This window comes from Brevundimonas sp. GW821-FHT09G01 (assembly GCF_059416065.1).
On sequence record NZ_JBWKOL010000001.1, the window covers coordinates 734,784 to 749,856 of the forward strand.

Consider the following 15,073-nt stretch of genomic DNA (forward strand, 5'->3'; position numbering starts at 1 on the left):
GCCGCTTCGGAAAGCCCTGATGTTCCCCGACGATATCGCCGCCCTTGCTCAACAGGTGATTACCGAGGCCGCCGCCAGGGGGCTGATGGCCGCCACGGCCGAAAGCTGCACGGGCGGCCTGGTCGCCGGGGCGCTGACGGCCATCGCCGGATCGTCGGCGGTCGTGGACCGGGGCTTCGTGACGTACAGCAACGAGGCCAAGAGCGATCTCGTCGCCGTGCCGGCCGCCCTGATCGAGGCCCATGGCGCGGTGTCCGAGCCGGTGGCCCGGGCCATGGCCGCGGGCGCCGTGGCGCGGTCGCGGGCGCAGGTGTCGGTGGCGGTCACCGGCATCGCCGGGCCGGGCGGCGGATCAGACGACAAGCCGGTCGGACTGGTGCATTTCGCCGCCGCCGGACCAGCGGGCGTGATCCATGCCGAGCGCCGCTTCGGCGACATCGGGCGCGAGGGGGTGCGGCTGGAGAGCGTGCGCGTGGCGCTGGGCCTGCTGCTGGACCGGATCGGCGCATGACCGTCGTCGATGCGCGCGGCCACCGCTGCCCGACCCCCAGCCTGAAGCTTCAGAAGGCGATCCACGCGGCGGCGCCGGGGACCCGGATCACCCTGCTGGCCACCGATCCGATGGCGCGCATCGACGTGCCCTTCCTGATGCAGGACCTCGGCGGGCGGGTGGTGTCGATCGACGAGGCGGACGGCGTCCTGACTATCGCGGTCGAGACGCCCGGCGCTCCGACAGGCTGACCACGGTCTCGGAGGTCTCGCCCTCCGGCTCCAGGTCCGGCGCGCCCATGGAGCGGGCGGCGATCTCCATCTCGGTGGTGAAGGCGCCGCCGTAGAAGATGGCGTTGACGTTCCACGACAGCCAGATCAGCAGCACCACGACGGCGCCGACCGAGCCGTAGGTCGCGCCCAGCGGCGCGATCTGCTCGACATAGATGGCGCACAGCCAGGACGAGATGGTCGACATGACCGTCGCCACCAGCCCGCCTGCGATCGACGGCGCCCAGGCCACCGGCGTGCGGTGGGACATGGCGTAGCGGTAGAGCATGGTCAGGCCGATCGCGAGGCCGACGGCGGGCCACAATCCATCAAGCGACAGCCATCCGCCGCCGGTCGGCGCCGCGCCCGGCCCGGTGTGCTCCAGCAGGCGCGAGGTCACGACCGCGCCCGACACCACGGTGAACAGGGCGAAGGCGAACAGTGCTACGAAGAAGGCCAGCAGGTTGAACTTGAAGAAGCCGTGCGGCTCGGTCTCGTCATGGATCAGGTTGAGCCCGGCCAGCAGGGCCTTGAAGCCGCGGTGGGCGGCGTACCCGCCGATGACGAGGGCGAAGAAGCTCTGGGCCGAGACCGTGCGGGCCGAGGCGCTGGCCAGCCGCTCGATCTCCTGCTGGAAGATGGCGCGGGCCGCGTGGGGCATGACGTCGGCCAGGGCCGCGGCCTGCTCGCTGACCTGGCCGATCGACAGCACGACCTTGTAGAAGCCGATCAGGATGGCGATGGCGGGGAAGACGGCCAGCAGGGCGAAGAAGGACACCCCGCCCGTGTAGAGCATGACGTCGCGGCCCCAGCTGCGCGTGAAGGCCCGGACCGCGAGCCGTCCCCACAGCATCGGCGTCGCCCAGCGCACCGCCGCGTCCATTTCAGATTTCGCCTGCAAACCCGTACCCGTAGCCGCCCAAGGGACGACGTTTACCTCAATTCGGCCACATGGGAACGGGGCGAACGGGCGCGGGGAGAATCCGCAGCCTCGCCCGTTGCTTCCCGACGGGGGTCATCGCTATGGTCCCCGCCAATGAGATCGCCCCGGGGGTTGGAGGCGGTCCGGAGAGTCCATCCGTTGGCATCTGATCCGCGCATTCTGGTCGTCGCACCCGACGACGGCCTGGTCGGCCCCCTGTGTCAGGGGCTGGACGCCCTCGGCTGGCGCACCGTCACCGCCCGCTCCCTGGCCGGCGCCGTGCAGGTGCTGATCGACTGGCCGCTGGAGGCCGTCATCCTGGACGCCTCGCTGACAGAAGCCCAGGAAGGCGTCCGGGCCATGCGCCAGACCGTCTCGCCGCGCCGTTTGCCGGTGATGGCCATCGGCGCGGCGACCGCCGACTGGGAGCCGGGCCTGTCCGATATCTCCATGTCGCACGCGCCGCACGCGGCCCAGGCGGCCCTGCGGCTGGAAAACCTGGTGCGCACCGCCATCGCCGAGGAAGAGGTCAGCCTGCGCGAGGCCACCTTCGCCGCCCGCGGCGAGCCCCTGGCCCTGGCCGAGATCGAGGCCACGCCGCTGCGCGTGCTGGCGGCGGGCAAGCCGGACCGGTATTTCCTGGCCCTGTCCAACGCCCTGACGGCGCTGGACTGCGATGTCGTGGCCGCGCCGACGCCCTACACCGCCTTCGACTATCTGCATGAGCGCCCGTTCGACGCCGCCGTGCTGTGGGGCGCCGAGGACCACGCCCCGGCCCTGTCCATCGCCTCGGGCATGAAGCGCAACACCCGCCTGTATCACGTGCCCGCGGTGCTCTATCTGCGCGGCTCCGGCGAGATCAATCTGGCCGAGCTGTACAATCGCGGCTTCGCCGACGTAGCCGCCGCCGACACGCCCGAGGAGGAGACGGCCAGCCGGATCGTGGCGCTGGCGCGGGCGCATCGCCGCCATGTCGCCATCCGCCGGGCGCTGGAGAGCGCGCGGGGCTCGGGCCTGACCGACCCCTCGACCGGCCTGTTCACCCGTGAACTGTTCGCCAGCCACCTGGCGCGGGTGGCCGAGGGCGCGCGCATGCGCCGTCGCCCCCTGTCCGTGGCCGTCCTGCGGGTGGCCGAGACCGAGGCCGTGGTCAGCGCCCGCGAAGGCGGCTGGCTGGATCGCGCCCTGCCCCAGATCGGGGCCATGGTCTCTCGCCTGATCCGCACCGAGGACACCGCCGCGCGCCTGTCGGCCGACGTCTTCGCCCTGGCCCTGCCCGCCACCCGGGGCCCGGCCGCCCGCATCGCCGCCGACCGCATCGCGGCGGTGATCAGCTGCACCGCCTTCGACGCCGGTCCCGACCGCTCGCCCTTCGTGGTCGAGTTCGAGGTCGGGGTGGCCGAAGTCATGCCCGGCGAGTCGCCCGCCGTGGTGCTGGAGCGCGCCTCCGCCGACGTGGGCGTTTCCCAACGCTAATTTGACAACTTTATTTGTCCAATGCAGGTTCGAGGCATGACGCCCCGGCCATCCTCCCTGCTCGACGATCTGGACGCCGCCCATCTGGCGCTGGCGCCGATCCGGCGCCGCATCCTGGCGTCGCTGGTCGAGCCCGCCTCGGCCGCCGGGCTGGCGGAGCGGCTTGAGATGCCGCGCCAGAAGATCGGCTACCACCTGAAGGCGCTGGAGGACGCGGGCCTGGTCCGGCTGGCGGGCGAGCGCAAGAAGCGCGGCTTCACCGAACGGCTGTTCGTGGCCGCCGAAAACTATGTGCTGGACCCCGCCCTGCTGCAGGCCCTGCCCGACCCGGACGCGATCGAGGCGCAGGACCGCCACGCCGCCGGCCACCTGATCAATACCGCCTCGGCCATGGTCCGGGACGTGGCCCGGATGCGCGAGGCCGCCGACGCGGAAGGATCGCGCCTGCTGACCCTGACGGTCGAGGCCGACATGAGCTTCGCCGCGCCCGCCGATTTCGACGCCTTCTCCCGCGACGTCGCCGACGCCGTGGCCAGGCTCGCCCGCCAGTATTCGGCCCCCGGGGGTCGCCGTTACCGCCTGACCGCCGCGGCCCATCCGGCCGTCGTCAAACCCGCCCCCACAAGGAACTGACCGTCATGACCGAACAGCCCATGGAAGACCGCGTCCTGGTCGAAGTCACCGTGCCCGCCCCCGCCGACGCCGTCTGGGCGGCCCTGCGCGATCCGCAGAAGATCAAGCACTGGTTCGGCTGGGAGACCGACGGGCTGAAGGACGAGATCGACTTCATCTTCGTCACTCACGCCGCGGCGGACGAAGCGACGCGGACCGTGACCTTCGTCGGCGTCAATGACCGCTATGAGGTCGAGGCCCGCGGCGACGCCAGCGTCGTCCGGGTGGTCCGGTCCGCGCCCGCCGGGTCCTGGTCGGACGTCTTCGACGGCATGATCGAGGGGTGGATTTCCTTCACCTGGCAGCTGGCCTTCGCCTTCGCCCGGCACGACCTGGAGCCACGCCGCACGATCTTCTTCTCCGGCGCCCCGCGCGCGGACCGGCTGGGCCGCTCCCTGCTGGGCCTCGACGCCGCGCCGGCGCCGGGCGAGCCGTGGTCAGGCCCGCTGGGTCCGGACGCCGCCTCGGGCCAGGTGTGGTTCGTCGCCCGCCACCAGCTGGGCGTCTCCGTCGACGCCTGGGGCGACGGGCTTCTGGTCGTCGTGGACGAGCCCGCGACCGAGAAGAAGCCGAACGGCTTCACCATGCTGACCCTGACGACCTACGACCTGTCCGAAGCCGCGCGCGCGGACCTGCAGGCCCGTTGGCAGGCCTGGTGGGACGAGCGGTTCGAAACCCAGGCCCCCGGCTGTTGAGGTGAGGCTGCAGACCGACCGGCTGCTGCTGCGCCCCTGGGAGGACCGGGACCGCGCGCCCTTCGCGGCGATCAACGCCGACCCGGAGGTCCGGCGCTTCTACTATCCGGCCGTCCTGGACCGGGCGGAGACCGACGCCCTGATCGATCAGGCGATCCGGGACCTGGCGCGCGACGGCTTCGGCTTCGTGGCCGTCGAGCGCAGGGCGGACGGCGTCCTGATCGGCGGCGCGGGCCTGTCCCGGCCCGAACCCGCCGCCCTGCAGGCCTGGCCGCTGGAGATCGGCTGGATCCTGGACCGCGCCGTCTGGGGCCAGGGCTATGCGGGCGAAATCTCCAGGACCGTCTTCAACCACGCCTGGACCGCGCTCGGCGCGACCGCGGTGATCGGCTACACCTCCGCCGTCAACACGCCGTCCCGCCGCGCCATGGTGAAGTCGGGGATGACCGAGATCATCGACGCCGCCTTCGAGGACGACACGGTCCCCGTCGGCCATCCGCTGCGCCCGCACGTCCTGTACCGCATCGACCGACCGGCCTGACCGGCGGTCAGAGCCGCCGGTGCATGACATGCAGGCCGACCAGGCCTTCGGTCGGATGATCGAACGCCTCCGGGATGGTGGCGAGGATTTCGAAGCCGAGCGCCCGCCACAGGCGGACCGCGCCGTGGTTCGCCTCGACGACGGCGTTGAACTGCATGGCGCGAAATCCCTTGCGGCTCGCATGCGCGATCACCGCCTCGCCGAGCGCGCGTCCGACGCCCCGTCCCCGGGCCTCTGGCGCGGTCATGAAGCTGGCCGTCGCCACGTGCGCGCCAGGCCCCATCTGGTTCGGGCCGGTCTTGGCCGTTCCCAGAACGCGGCCGTCGTCGTCCAACGCCACCAGCGTCACGCCCGGCGGCGTCTGCATCCAGATCGCCCTGCCGCCGGCCTCGGTCAGGTCGCGCGGATAGGTGTAGGTCTCGCCCGCGCGCACCACGGCCTCGACGATCGGCCAGATGGCCGGCCAGTCGGCGTCCGTCGCCTCGCGCACCCGCACGGTCACGCCGCCCCCGCCACCCGGGCCAGATCGGCGGTGATGCGCTCGGCGACCTTCAGCCGGTCCTCGGCGGTGTCCCAATCGCCCTTCACGACGATCTTCTGGTCGGGCCGGATCTTCCAGAAGGCGTGGTTCTTCTGGATCAGGCCGACCAGACCCATCGGGTTCGGGAAGGTGTTGTTGCGCAGGGTCAGAACGGCGCCCTTGGGCCCGACATCGATGCGTTCGACATGGGCGATCTTGCAGTTCGCCTTGATGCCGACGATGCGCAGCAGCTGCTTGGCCTCATCCGGCAGCGGGCCGAAGCGGTCGATCAGTTCGGCGGCCAAGGCCTCGCGGCCCTCGGTGTTCTCGGCGTCCGACAGACGGCGGTACAGGCTCAGACGAACGTTGAGGTCCGGGACATAATCCTCTGGAATCAAAACAGCCGCGCCGACATTGATGGCCGGCGACCAGCCGCGGTCGACGACCTCTTCGCCCGCTTCACGCAGGCTGGCGACGGCGTCTTCCAGCATCTGCTGGTACAGTTCGACGCCGACCTCGCGGATGTGGCCCGACTGTTCGTCGCCCAGCAGATTGCCGCCGCCGCGCTGGTCCAGGTCGTGGCTGGCCAGCTGGAAGCCGGCGCCGAGGTTGTCCAGCGACTGCAGCACCTGCAGACGGCGCTCCGACGACAGGGACAGCGGCTTCCTGGCATCCGTGGTCAGATAGGCGAAGGCGCGCGCCTTTGCCCGGCCGATGCGGCCGCGGATCTGGTGAAGCTGGGCCAGGCCGAACATGTCCGCCCTGTGCACGATCAAGGTGTTGGCTGTCGGAACATCAAGTCCGGACTCAACGATCGTGGTCGACAGCAGCAGGTCGTAAGTGCCGTCATAGAAGGCGCTCATCACCTCCTCGAGCTGGGTCGGCGACATCTGGCCGTGGCCGACCACGAACTTGATCTCGGGCACCTGCTCGCGCAGGAATTTCTCGATGTCCGGCAGGTCGTTGAGGCGCGGCACGACATAGTAGGCCTGGCCGCCGCGGTATTTCTCGCGCAGCAGGGCCTCGCGGACCAGCACCGGATCCCACGGCGTGACGTAGGTGCGCACCGCCAGGCGATCGACCGGCGGGGTGGCGATGATCGACATCTCGCGGATGCCCGACAGGGCCATCTGCAGGGTGCGCGGGATCGGGGTGGCGGTCAGGGTCAGCAGGTGCACGTCGGCGCGAAGCGACTTGAGCTTCTCCTTGTGCTTGACCCCGAAGTGCTGCTCCTCGTCGACGATCACCAGGCCCAGGTCCTTGAACCCGACCTGTTCGCTGAGCACCGCATGGGTGCCGACGACGATCTCGAAGGTCCCGTCCTTCAGGCCCGCGCGGGTTTCCGACGCGTCCTTGGCGGTGACCATGCGCGACAGGTGGCGCACGGTGATCGGCCAGCCGGCGAACCGCTCCGAGAAGGTCTTGAAGTGCTGGCGGGCCAGCAGGGTCGTCGGGCAGACGACCGCGACCTGCTGGCCGCTCATGGCCACCACGAAGGCGGCGCGCAGGGCCACCTCGGTCTTGCCGAAGCCGACGTCGCCGCAGATCAGGCGATCCATCGGCGTGCCCTTGCCCAGATCCTCAAGCACGTCGCCGATGGCGTTGAGCTGGTCGTCCGTCTCCTCGTAGGGGAAGCGGGCGCAGAACTCGTCGAACAGGCCCTGCGGCGGGGTGATGGCTTCGGAGGTGCGTAGGGCGCGCTTGGCCGCCAGGGCGATGAGCCCTTCGGCCATGTCGCGCAGGCGCTGCTTGGCCTTGGCCTTGCGCGCCTGCCAGCCCGCGCCCCCCAGCCGGTCCAGCTGGGCGCCGTCGGTGTCCGAGCCGTAGCGGGTCAGCAGGTCGATGTTCTCGACCGGCAGGTAGAGCTTGCTCTCGCCCGCGTACATCAGCTCCAGACAGTCGTGCGGGGCGTCCTGGATCTCCAGCGTCTTCAGCCCCTCGTAGCGGCCGATGCCGTGGTCGAGGTGGACGACGAGGTCGCCCGTGGTCAGGGCCGAAGCCTCGGCCAGGAAGTTGGAGGCTCGGCGCTTCTTGCGCGGCCGCGCCAGTCGATCGCCGAGGATGTCGGTCTCGGAGATGACGGCGATGGCGTCCGTCTCGAAGCCGTGTTCGACCGGCAGGACGCCGCGCAGGTAGAGGCCGTCCGGCGCCTTCTGGACGTCGGCCCAGTCGCGCACGGCGACGACGTGCTCCAGCCCGTGGTCGGCCAGCATGGAGGCCAGGCGTTCGGACGAGCCCTCGCTCCAGGAGGCGAACAGGACGCGCTTGCCGCCGTCCTTCAGCGCCTGGGCGTGGCGGGCGACGGCCTCGAAAAGATTGATGCTGTCCTGCGCCCGCTCAGCCGCGAAGCTGCGGCCCAGGCGGCCGCCCGCATCCTCGCCGCCGGCGGCGAAGGGGGACAGCCGGCGCACGGTGCGGCCCGCCAGCGCGCTGTTCCAGTCGGCGTCCGGCAGATAGAGGCGCTCGGGCGGCAGGGCCCTGTTGGCGGCCCCGCCCTTGCTGCGCGAGGCGTCGCGGCGCGCCTCCCAGGCGTCGGCGGTCAGGGTCCAGCGCTCGGCCCGCGCGGCCTCGGACTGGTTGTCGAGGAAGACCGGGGCGTCGTCCGGCAGATAGTCGAACAGGGTCTCGAGCCGCTCGTAGAACAGGGGCAGCCAGTGCTCCATGCCCTGACGCCGCGCGCCCTCGCTGACCGCCACATAGAGGGGATCGTCGCCGCCGGCGCCGAACAGGTTCAGATAGCCGGTGCGGAAGCGCGAGATGGCTTCCGGCGTCAGCAGGGCCTCGGACACCGGGGCCAGCGAGACGTGGCGCATCTGGCCGGTCGAGCGCTGGGTGGCCGGGTCGAAGGTGCGGATCGATTCCAGCTCGGAGCCGAACATGTCCAGGCGCACCGGCTCCTCGAAGCCCGGCGGATAGACATCGACCACACCGCCGCGCACGGCGAACTCGCCCCGTTCGGACACGGTGGAGGCGCGCAGGTAGCCGTTGGCCGCGAAATAGCGCTCCAGCGCCGCCGTATCGAGGTCGAGGCCTACGGTGGCCTCGAAGCCCGCGCCGCAGGTGATCTCGCGCGGCGGGGTGCGCTGGGTGACGCCGCCGACGGTGGTGACGACCAGGGTCGGGCGGCGGTCGCCGGCGTCGCGGCCGGCCAGCTTGGTCAAGGCGGCCATCCGCTCGGCCGAGACCGAGGAGGTCGGGCTGAGCCGGTCGTAAGGCAGGCAGTCCCAGGCGGGGAATTCCACCACCTCGATGTCGCCGGCGAAGAAGCGGAAGGCCTGAACGAACTCGCCCATGCGGGCGTAGTCGCGGGCCACGAACAGGCCGACGCCGCCGTCGGCGCGCAGGCGCCCGGCCACGGTCAGGGCGTCGAGGCCCTCAGGGGCGCCGCCCAGCTCCTGATCGCTGCGTTTGGGGATCACGGCGTCCATCAGCCGGCGCCCTTGGCGACTTCGGCGGCGACGTGCGCGGCCATGAAGGCGCGGATCTTCGTCATCAGGCTTCCGTCATACTTTTCAGGCGTGGGGGCGGTCTGGATGATCCAGGCGTAGAGGGCGTGGTCGTCGTCCTCCATCAGCAGGGCCTCGAACAGATCGAGTTCGGCCTCGGTCAGCGTCGGCCCCACCTGGTCGGCGAACGGGCCCAGCACCAGGTCGGCCTCACGGAAGCCGCGCCGCCACGCCCGGAAGGCGATGCGGCCCAGCCGGGTCCGTTGGGCTTCGTTCAGACGCGCGTTCGTATCGGCCACAAGAATCCTTGCCCGGTCCATATCTTCAAACAGGACGCAGCAGATAGCGTTCCAGAGGCCGTTTCGCCAGCTATGCTGAGGCGTATGCGGCCCCAGATTCTCTTTCCGCTGTTCGCCGAGGTCTCCACCCTGAAGGGCGTGGGGCCCAAGGTGCTGCCGCTCGTCCAGAAGCTGGCCGGGCCGCTGGTCCGCGACCTGCTGTTCCTGCCGCCGTCCGGAGTGGTGGTCCGCCGCCCGATGACGGCGATCGACGCGGTCGAGGGACAGGTCGGGATCTTCGAGGTCACGATCGACCGGCTGATCCTGCCCGGCAAGCCCGGCGCGCCGATCAAGGTGCGAGCGATCGACGCGACCGGCTTCGTCCACCTGATCTGGTTCGGCGGCTCGGGCCAGCATATCGACCGGCTGCTGCCGCGCGGCGAGACGCGGCTGGTCACGGGCAAGGTCGAACGGTTCAACAACGAGGTCCAGATCGTCCATCCGGACGTGTTCAAGCCGACCGAGGCCGATGAGATCGCGGCGGTCGAGCCGGTCTATCCGGCGACGCAGGGCCTGACTTCGCGCGTGGTGCGCAAGCTGGTGCAGGCGGCGATGGCCTCGGCGCCGGACCTGCCGGAATGGCAGGACCCGGCCTGGCTGGCCAAGCAACGCTGGAGCGGCTGGCGCGAGGCCATCGGACGACTGCACGCGCCCACTGGCGAAGCGGACCTGGACCCGGGCGCCCCGGCCCGCGAGCGGCTGGCCTATGACGAGCTGTTCGCGCACCAGCTGGCCCTGACCCGGCGCCGACGGGCGCGGCAGATCACGCCCGCGCCCGTCGTCGCGCCGGGCGAGGCGTCGGAACGGCTGCTGGCCGCCCTGCCCTTCACCCTGACGGGCGCGCAAGCGCAGGCGGTGGCCGAGATCCGCCGCGACCTGGCCTCGGGCGAACAGATGGGCCGTCTGCTGCAGGGCGACGTGGGTTCGGGGAAGACGGCGGTGGCGGCGCTGGCGCTGGCCGATGCGGCCGCGTCCGGCTTCCAGGCCGCGCTGATGGCGCCGACCGAGATCCTGGCCCGCCAGCACTATCAGCGGCTGGCGCCGATGCTGGAGGCCACCGGGGTCCCGACGGTGCTGCTGACCGGACGCGACACCCCCGCCGAGCGCCGTCCGCGCCTGGCCGCCCTGGCCTCGGGCGAAGCGAAGGTGGCCATCGGCACCCATGCCCTGTTCCAGGACGCCGTGCGCTTCGACCGGCTGGCGCTGGCGGTGATCGACGAGCAGCACCGGTTCGGGGTCAACGAGCGCCAGCGGCTGCAGGCCAAGGGTGATCCGCGCACCGGCGGCGTCCACCTGCTGACCATGTCGGCCACGCCGATCCCGCGCACCCTGGAGCTGACCCAGTACGGCGAACTGGACGTGTCGCGCCTGACCGAAAAGCCGCCGGGCCGAACGCCGGTGACGACCGCCGTCCTGCCGCTGGCGCGCATCGGCGAGGTGGCCAAGCGGTTGAAGGCGGCGCTGGATTCCGGGGCGCAGGCCTACTGGATCTGTCCGCTGGTGGCCGAGAGCGAGGCCAGCGATCTGGCCGCCGCCGAGGCCCGCGCCGCCGACCTGCGCCGCATCCTGCAGATCGAGGTGGGCCTGGCCCACGGCCAGATGCCGGGCGCGGAGCGCGAGGCGGTGATGGCCGACTTCGCCGACGGGCGCACGCCCCTGCTGGTCGCCACCACGGTCGTCGAGGTCGGGGTCGACGTGCCCAACGCCTCGATCATGGTCATCGAACACGCCGACCGCTTCGGCCTGGCCCAGCTGCACCAGCTTCGGGGCCGGGTCGGACGGGGGTCCAAGGCGAGCACCTGCCTGCTGCTGTACGGCGGCGGGGACGACGGACTGGGAGAGACGGCCAAGACCCGGCTGGAGACCCTGCGCCGCACCGAGGACGGGTTCGAGATCGCCGAGGAGGATTTCCGGCTGCGCGGCGGCGGCGATCCGCTGGGACTCAAGCAAAGCGGCTTCCCGGCCTATCGGTTCGCCGATCCGATCCGGCATCGCTCGCTGATGCTGGCGGCGGCGGACGACGCGCGGCTGGTGCTGGGCCGCGACCCGGACCTGCTGTCGCCGCGCGGGGAGGCGGTCAAGGTGCTGGAGGCCCTGTTCGACTGGCGCAACGACCGGTCCGGCCTGGACTAGCTCACCGGATGGGCCATCTGCCAGACGGCCAGCCGCGTCAGAACGTCCGCCTCAACATCACCGTAGAAGAGATTGTACGGGCGAGACTTTCTGCGGTCCGCCCAGCTTCCGGTCAGCTTCAGGGACTCCAGCTTGGGCTCGGTGTGGCGCAGCAGGCCCTCGCGGCACTGGGCGGCCACTTCGCGCGCCATCAGGGCCGGGCGGGCGCCCCATTCCAGCCCGGTGGCGTTGGTCACGCCGCGCTGGGCCCGGGCGGCGACCGGCGCCAGGTCGGTCGAGCCGGTGATCGGGTTGACGCAAAGGGCCGGGCGGCCGTCCAGGGTGATCAGCCGGCCGCGCCCGTCCCAGACCAGGGCCCGGTTCAGGCGGCGCCGCGCCGCGCCGTCGTTGTTCTCGCCAACCGGCGACCAGCCGACGATGCAGCCGACCTGATCCCGGCGGGCGCAGGCCGGCACGGCGGGCGACAGGGCGTCCGCCGCAGCGATCACATCCATCAGATAGACGGCGACGACGCGTGAGCGCAGCGCGGCGTCTCCGGCCACGCGCTCGCGCACCAGCCGTTCGACCAGCTCGCCGCCCTGCTCGGTCCCGGCCAGCACCAGCGGCCCCGCAGGATGATGCTTCAGCCAGGCCTCGAAGGCCGCGGCCACGTCGACATAGGCGAAGGCCCGAGCCTCGCGGGCGTCCTCCCGCAGCGTCAGGCGGGTGTAGAGGCTGCCCTGCCGGTAGCGCGGCGCGCTGACGGCCCCGGCGCGCGCGAACGGCCCGGCGTAGTTGGGCAGGACCACCTCCTTCAGCCAGCGTTCGCCGCGCGGCTCGCCGATCGGACCATTCCAGTCGCGGCCGCCGTCATAGGTGGTGGAGTGGACGAAGAAGACCGCCGCGGGCCCGGACTCCGGCGCGCGCGCCTCCAGCAGGGCCCAGGCGGCGGGCGCGCGATAGTCGGGCGCGGGCGGCGGCGTATAGGTCTGGAACGGCACCTTGGGGTCCAGTCCCGCCTTCAGGATATCGCCACGGAAGACGACGAGCGCGATGACGATGAGGACGACGAAGCCGATGCCGAGATAGCCGACACACTGGCGCAATGTCGGCCCGCGACCGCTCACCGGTAGGCGTCCGGCTGCATCAGGAAGTCCTGCACATAGCGGCGGACCCCCTCCTCCAGCGGCGTCGACTGACCGCTGTAGCCGGCGGCGCGGACGCGCTCCATCCGGGCCTCGGTGAAGTACTGATACTTGTCGCGGATCGACAGCGGGGTGTCGACATACTCGACCGCCGGCGTCTTGCCCGCCGCCGCGAAGGTGGCGTTGGCCAGGTCGAGGAAGGACCGCGCCTGGCCCGAGCCGGCGTTGAACACGCCCGAGACGTGGGGCGTCTCCAGCAGCCAGTCGATGATGTCGACCACATCGTCCACGAAGACGAAGTCACGTAGCTGGCCGCCGTCGGCGTAGTTCGGATTGTGCGAGCGGAACAGGGTGACCGGCTCTCCGGCCTGCACCTTGGGCCAGATCTGGGCCACGACCGACTTCATCCCGCCCTTGTGGTACTCGTTCGGGCCGTAGACGTTGAAGAATTTCAGCCCCGCCCACTGGCTGGGCGACTGGCCGCGGTCCGACTGCCGCGCGGCATACTGGTCGAACAGCATTTTCGAATAACCGTAAGCGTTTAGCGGCTTGAGCGAAGACAGACCTTCAAGACTGTCGTCATCCTCGAACCCGCTCTCGCCGTCGCCGTAGGTGGCCGCCGAGGAGGCGTAGATCAGCCGCGCGTCGCGCAGGGCGCACCAGTCCCACAGGTCGCGGGACAGGCTGAAGTTCGTGCGCATGATCAGGTCGGCGTCGGCCTCGGTCGTCGAGGAGATGGCGCCCATGTGGACGACGGCCTCGACGGCGTCCGCGTGGCGTTCCAGCTGTTCGAACAGCTCCTCGGGCTGCCAGAAGTCGGCGATCGGGTGCTTGGCCAGGTTCTTCCACTTGCCCAGCGCCGCCTCTTCCATACGGTCGCAGACGACGATGTCGCGGCGGTCGTCGGCGCACAGGCGCGCGACGATGTTGGAGCCGATGAAGCCCGCGCCGCCGGTCACCACGATCATCCGACGCGCCATCAGTCAGCCTTCATCTTTTCAATCGTGCGGGTGGTGGAATAGCCGTCCTCGAAGGTGGCCAGCCTGACCTCGCCGCCCCAGCTCTCGACCAGATCGCCGCCGACTACGCCCTCGCGGGTGTAGTCGGCGCCCTTGATCAGGACGTCGGGACGCAAGCGTTCGATCAGGGCCAGCGGCGTGGACTCGTCGAAGCTGGTGACGCGGTCCACGGACTGCAGGCCGCCGATGACCACGGCGCGGCTGTCCAGATCGTTGATCGGCCGGCCCTCGCCCTTGAGCGCGCGCACCGAGGCGTCGGTGTTCAGCGCCACCACCAGCCGGTCGCACCACGACCGGGCCTGCGCCAGATAGGCGACGTGGCCGCGGTGCAGGATGTCGAAACAGCCGTTGGTGAAACCGACCCTCAGACCCTGACGCTTCCAGCCCTCGACCACGTGCGCCAGTTCCTCCAGCGGCATGACCTTGGCGTGGGCGCCCGAGGCGTGCTGGCTCATCTCGGCGTCGATCAGCTCGGCCGGGCTGACCACGGCGGTGCCCGCCTTGCCGACCACCACGCCCGAGGCGAGGATGGCGAACTCGACCGCCGTCTCCAGCGACACGCCCGCGCCCAGGGCGAGCCCCAGCGCCGCCAGGCCGGTGTCGCCGGCGCCCGAGACATCGAACACCTCGCGCGCGCGGCCGGGGAAATGCTTCGCCGCGCCGCCGCGCCTCATCAGGCTCATGCCCTTGCCGGCGCGGGTGACGACGATGGCCCGGGCCGTGGTCGCGTCCAGCAGGGCCGTCAGCGCCGCCTCGACCTCGGCGTCGGTGTCGACCGGCAGGCCGGTGGCGCCGGCCAGTTCGCTGGCGTTGGGCTTGATCAGGTCGACCGCGCCATAGCGGGCGAAGTCGCGACCCTTGGGATCCACGATCACCGGCGCGCCGCTGTCACGGGCCGCCGAAAGCGCCTGGGCGATCAGCAAATCGCTTACCGCGCCCTTGGCGTAGTCTGACAACAGATAGACAGATGCTCCTGTAAAAGCTTCGCTTTCTGTCGCCATCAAAGGCGCCGCCTCCTCGTCGAGCCGCAGCAGTTGCTGGCCGGCGGCGACGAAGCGGGTCTTGACGATGGTGGCCGAGCCGGCGCGGCGCTCGATCGCGTCCTCGATGCCGTCCTCGGCCGCGATCAGCGCGGCCAGTTCGTCGCCGGCGGGATCCTGACCGGCCACCGCGCCGAGACGGGCGGCCCCGCCCAGCGCGGCGACGTTGCGGGCGACATTGCCCACCCCGCCCGGCATGGCGATGCGCCGTTTGGTCTTGAGCACCGGGATCGGCGCCTCGGGCGAGATACGGCTGACCTCGCCATAGACGTAGCGGTCCAGCATCAGGTCGCCGACGCAAGCGACCTTCAGCCCGCGCACGCGCTCCAGAAGCGCCTGCAGTTCCCCAAGATCGAGCGTGCGTTCAGCCATGCGACCGAACTATCGG

General features: G+C 71.0%; 14 protein-coding genes. 7 read left to right on the forward strand and 7 right to left on the reverse strand.

Translation table 11 applies throughout. The features are described from left to right. Nucleotides 1–19 precede the first annotated feature (19 nt). Both AC07NB_RS03605 and AC07NB_RS03610 read left to right on the forward strand, forming a co-directional pair. The gene (locus AC07NB_RS03605) at nucleotides 20–511 is read left to right on the forward strand and encodes a CinA family protein (RefSeq protein WP_494570942.1); all 492 of its coding nucleotides are present in this window, start codon (nucleotides 20–22) and stop codon (nucleotides 509–511) included. Then, entirely contained in the window at nucleotides 508–741 is a 234-nt protein-coding gene (locus AC07NB_RS03610) for a sulfurtransferase TusA family protein (protein ID WP_494570943.1), read from the forward strand. Before AC07NB_RS03605 ends, AC07NB_RS03610 begins: the two co-directional genes overlap by 4 nt. Here AC07NB_RS03610 and AC07NB_RS03615 read toward each other — a convergent pair. Continuing rightward, nucleotides 704–1,642 carry a YihY/virulence factor BrkB family protein gene (locus AC07NB_RS03615; RefSeq protein ID WP_291832414.1) on the reverse strand — a complete coding sequence of 313 codons (939 nt, stop codon included), beginning with the start codon at nucleotides 1,640–1,642 and terminating at the stop codon, nucleotides 704–706. The genes AC07NB_RS03610 and AC07NB_RS03615 overlap by 38 nt on opposite strands. 198 nt (nucleotides 1,643–1,840) lie before the next feature. Here AC07NB_RS03615 and AC07NB_RS03620 point away from each other — a divergent pair, with 198 nt between their 5' ends. Genes AC07NB_RS03620 through AC07NB_RS03635 form a run of 4 tightly spaced genes read left to right on the forward strand, consistent with a single transcriptional unit; the run spans nucleotide 1,841 to nucleotide 5,065 of the window. After that, nucleotides 1,841–3,157, forward strand: coding sequence for a diguanylate cyclase domain-containing protein (locus tag AC07NB_RS03620; RefSeq protein WP_494570944.1), 1,317 nt, complete (start codon nucleotides 1,841–1,843; stop codon nucleotides 3,155–3,157). A gap of 36 nt (nucleotides 3,158–3,193) precedes the next feature. Continuing rightward, a complete protein-coding gene (locus AC07NB_RS03625; protein ID WP_494570945.1) occupies nucleotides 3,194–3,790 on the forward strand; it encodes an ArsR/SmtB family transcription factor in 597 nt (198 codons plus the stop codon). Between the two features lie 5 nt (nucleotides 3,791–3,795). Next, a complete protein-coding gene (locus AC07NB_RS03630; protein ID WP_494570946.1) occupies nucleotides 3,796–4,524 on the forward strand; it encodes a hypothetical protein in 729 nt (242 codons plus the stop codon). A gap of 1 nt (nucleotide 4,525) precedes the next feature. Continuing rightward, nucleotides 4,526–5,065: a GNAT family N-acetyltransferase gene (locus AC07NB_RS03635; protein WP_494570947.1), complete on the forward strand. Its 540-nt coding sequence runs from the start codon at nucleotides 4,526–4,528 to the stop codon at nucleotides 5,063–5,065. 7 nt (nucleotides 5,066–5,072) lie between these two features. On the opposite strand, the gene AC07NB_RS03640 is transcribed toward AC07NB_RS03635, so the two are convergent. Genes AC07NB_RS03640 through AC07NB_RS03650 form a run of 3 tightly spaced genes read right to left on the reverse strand, consistent with a single transcriptional unit; the run spans nucleotide 5,073 to nucleotide 9,330 of the window. Next, nucleotides 5,073–5,567, reverse strand: a complete 495-nt coding sequence (locus AC07NB_RS03640; RefSeq protein WP_494570948.1) for a GNAT family N-acetyltransferase — start codon at nucleotides 5,565–5,567, stop codon at nucleotides 5,073–5,075. Then, nucleotides 5,564–9,013, reverse strand: a complete 3,450-nt coding sequence (mfd, locus tag AC07NB_RS03645) for a transcription-repair coupling factor (protein WP_494570949.1) — start codon at nucleotides 9,011–9,013, stop codon at nucleotides 5,564–5,566. Before mfd ends, AC07NB_RS03640 begins: the two co-directional genes overlap by 4 nt. Next, the gene (locus tag AC07NB_RS03650; protein ID WP_291832429.1) at nucleotides 9,013–9,330 is read right to left on the reverse strand and encodes an FAD assembly factor SdhE; all 318 of its coding nucleotides are present in this window, start codon (nucleotides 9,328–9,330) and stop codon (nucleotides 9,013–9,015) included. The genes mfd and AC07NB_RS03650 overlap by 1 nt, the downstream gene beginning before the upstream one ends. An 84-nt stretch (nucleotides 9,331–9,414) precedes the next feature. On the opposite strand from AC07NB_RS03650, the gene recG reads away from it, so the two are divergent. Then, nucleotides 9,415–11,502, forward strand: a complete 2,088-nt coding sequence (gene recG / locus AC07NB_RS03655; RefSeq protein WP_494570997.1) for an ATP-dependent DNA helicase RecG — start codon at nucleotides 9,415–9,417, stop codon at nucleotides 11,500–11,502. Here recG and AC07NB_RS03660 read toward each other — a convergent pair. From AC07NB_RS03660 to rfaE2, 3 genes are read right to left on the reverse strand one after another with little or no spacing between them, the layout of a single operon-like run. Continuing rightward, nucleotides 11,499–12,608, reverse strand: coding sequence for a DUF3089 domain-containing protein (locus AC07NB_RS03660; protein ID WP_494570950.1), 1,110 nt, complete (start codon nucleotides 12,606–12,608; stop codon nucleotides 11,499–11,501). The genes recG and AC07NB_RS03660 overlap by 4 nt on opposite strands. Then, nucleotides 12,605–13,606 (reverse strand): ADP-glyceromanno-heptose 6-epimerase, encoded by a 1,002-nt coding sequence (rfaD, locus tag AC07NB_RS03665; protein ID WP_494570951.1) that lies wholly within the window; start codon nucleotides 13,604–13,606, stop codon nucleotides 12,605–12,607. Before rfaD ends, AC07NB_RS03660 begins: the two co-directional genes overlap by 4 nt. After that, nucleotides 13,606–15,057, reverse strand: a complete 1,452-nt coding sequence (gene rfaE2 / locus AC07NB_RS03670) for a D-glycero-beta-D-manno-heptose 1-phosphate adenylyltransferase (protein WP_494570952.1) — start codon at nucleotides 15,055–15,057, stop codon at nucleotides 13,606–13,608. Before rfaE2 ends, rfaD begins: the two co-directional genes overlap by 1 nt. Between the last annotated feature and the right edge of the window lie 16 nt (nucleotides 15,058–15,073).